Annotated in this window: 2 protein-coding genes; both read left to right on the top strand. The window is 36.2% G+C overall.

What is annotated here, in order from left to right; all coding sequences use genetic code 11:
* The first annotated feature begins 140 nt into the window (after positions 1–140).
* Positions 141–446: a hypothetical protein gene (locus tag H5162_RS21000; protein WP_182779439.1), complete on the top strand. Its 306-nt coding sequence runs from the start codon at positions 141–143 to the stop codon at positions 444–446.
* Between the two features lie 126 nt (positions 447–572).
* Positions 573–875, top strand: a complete 303-nt coding sequence (locus H5162_RS20995; protein ID WP_182779438.1) for a hypothetical protein — start codon at positions 573–575, stop codon at positions 873–875.
* Positions 876–1689 lie beyond the last annotated feature (814 nt).

Raw genomic sequence — 1689 nt, 5'->3', positions numbered from 1 at the left:
GCAAATCCTCTTTTTATATTTTACGTAAAATCGAAGTAACCGATTGAATCAAAATAGGAACTCGGCTATGGTTAATGCATCAATAAAAATAAATTAAAAACGAGTTATTCTACAGCCTCGTTAGTGTTCATGGAGGAAATATGAAAGTCCAGATAAAATCTTTCTCATCGCACCAAACTAGTAAAGTTATTGCTTTAGCGTTCGCACTATTCACAATTCCTTTTTCCATAATGGGAGTCATTGGTTTTTTCGTCGCTCCAGAAATGAAAACAAGCACTGGTGAAAGTATTCCTAATTTTCCGTTTTTAATTTTTGCATTAGCACCATTACTATACGGTTTTATGTTTTACATAATGAATAGACTCATGTTTTTCGGGTACAATTTTATTGCAAAGCGTGTCGGTGGTATTGAGTTTGAAACGGTTGAATCAGACAATGAACACTAACAAAACAATAAACATCATTCGCTTCGCTCATTGGGAACAAGCCTCGCTGGCACTTCGTGCCAAAGCACTCGGCTTTTCCCGTTATTGTATGCGTTATACGACTAGAGGTTGAGCATGGTTGATCTTATGTCTGAATATCTTAAAGATTGCTCTCCGTATATATCTAAATTCGTGTATGACATTGATAAACGAATTATAGAATTAGTATGCGTTGACAGCATTGACAATTGTTTGCCAAAACGAAAAATAACAATTTCAGGTATTCAGTCTTACGCAGAAGAAACCATCGACGATGATTTTGATGATAATTGTATGGATGGTGTAATTGGCATGCATGAAATGTCAGTTGGTAGGTTTTGCATTCATACAGATAAAAAAGAAGTGATTGTGTTATATGACGGAACTATTGCAGCAACTAACGTAGTATAACAACACGCCCTGAGGTGGACACCAAGCACTAAAACTCACTTTCCACCGCAAATTTTAACAGCGGTGACCCTTTACTTTTCAATGCCGTTAAGTAAGTTGATTCATCACAGGGCGTATGAGTCTTCCAGCACCTAAATAGTATTTGTATCCACTTTAATGCCAATGACCTGAGGATGGTTGTTCTTAACTTATAAGCGTGGGTTTTCCTTTGGCTTCTTGCTGCCGACTATCGAGGTTAAGTAACGATGCTTTTGCCAAAATGAATAACACATAGATAATTCTGCCTATTCCAAAATTTTAGTTTTTAAAAATTTAGTGCACGATTATCGTTTGCTTATCTATTCAAAAGTCCTCATCAAAATAGAGCGACAAGTACAGTTTAAAAATGATGAATCGCGTAATCAGCTAAGCTACATCGACAAAATGAAGGTCAAAATAGACAGCCCAATCGGGCGACGACAGCTTTTTATAAAGGAATGGCAAGCGACTTAGTTGTATTGGGCCTACTTTCCTTTCAATAAAATGCGGAATATTACAGTTAACAAAGGAATGAATAAATTAATTTTACACGGACAAACGAAAGTGAATGCTTTCACTTCATACTGCGATAACTGTATTGCCTTGTTCATAATCTAGAAAAGCTGCAAAACACGATGCATTAATAAAGGTAAGCTGCTACCTCTCCAAATAGCCACTTAAACACCTGTCATACCTTCCAAAACGCCCATTAAAGCAACAGTAAATCCTCTTTTTATATTTTACGTAAAATCGAAGTAACCGATTGAATCAAAATAGGAACTCAGCTATGGTTAAT

It is taken from the genome of Pseudoalteromonas sp. SR41-8 (assembly GCF_014163915.1).
GTDB lineage: Bacteria > Pseudomonadota > Gammaproteobacteria > Enterobacterales > Alteromonadaceae > Pseudoalteromonas > Pseudoalteromonas rhizosphaerae.
The sequence above is the reverse complement of the archived record's forward strand: the minus strand, read 5'-3'. Positions and strand labels throughout refer to the sequence as shown.

What these genes read in the sequence shown, in the direction of transcription:
- H5162_RS21000 (WP_182779439.1), top strand. Translation starts at nt 141, where the DNA reads ATGAAAGTCCAGATAAAATCTTTCTCATCGCACCAAACTAGTAAAGTT.
- H5162_RS20995 (WP_182779438.1), top strand. Translation starts at nt 573, where the DNA reads ATGTCTGAATATCTTAAAGATTGCTCTCCGTATATATCTAAATTCGTG.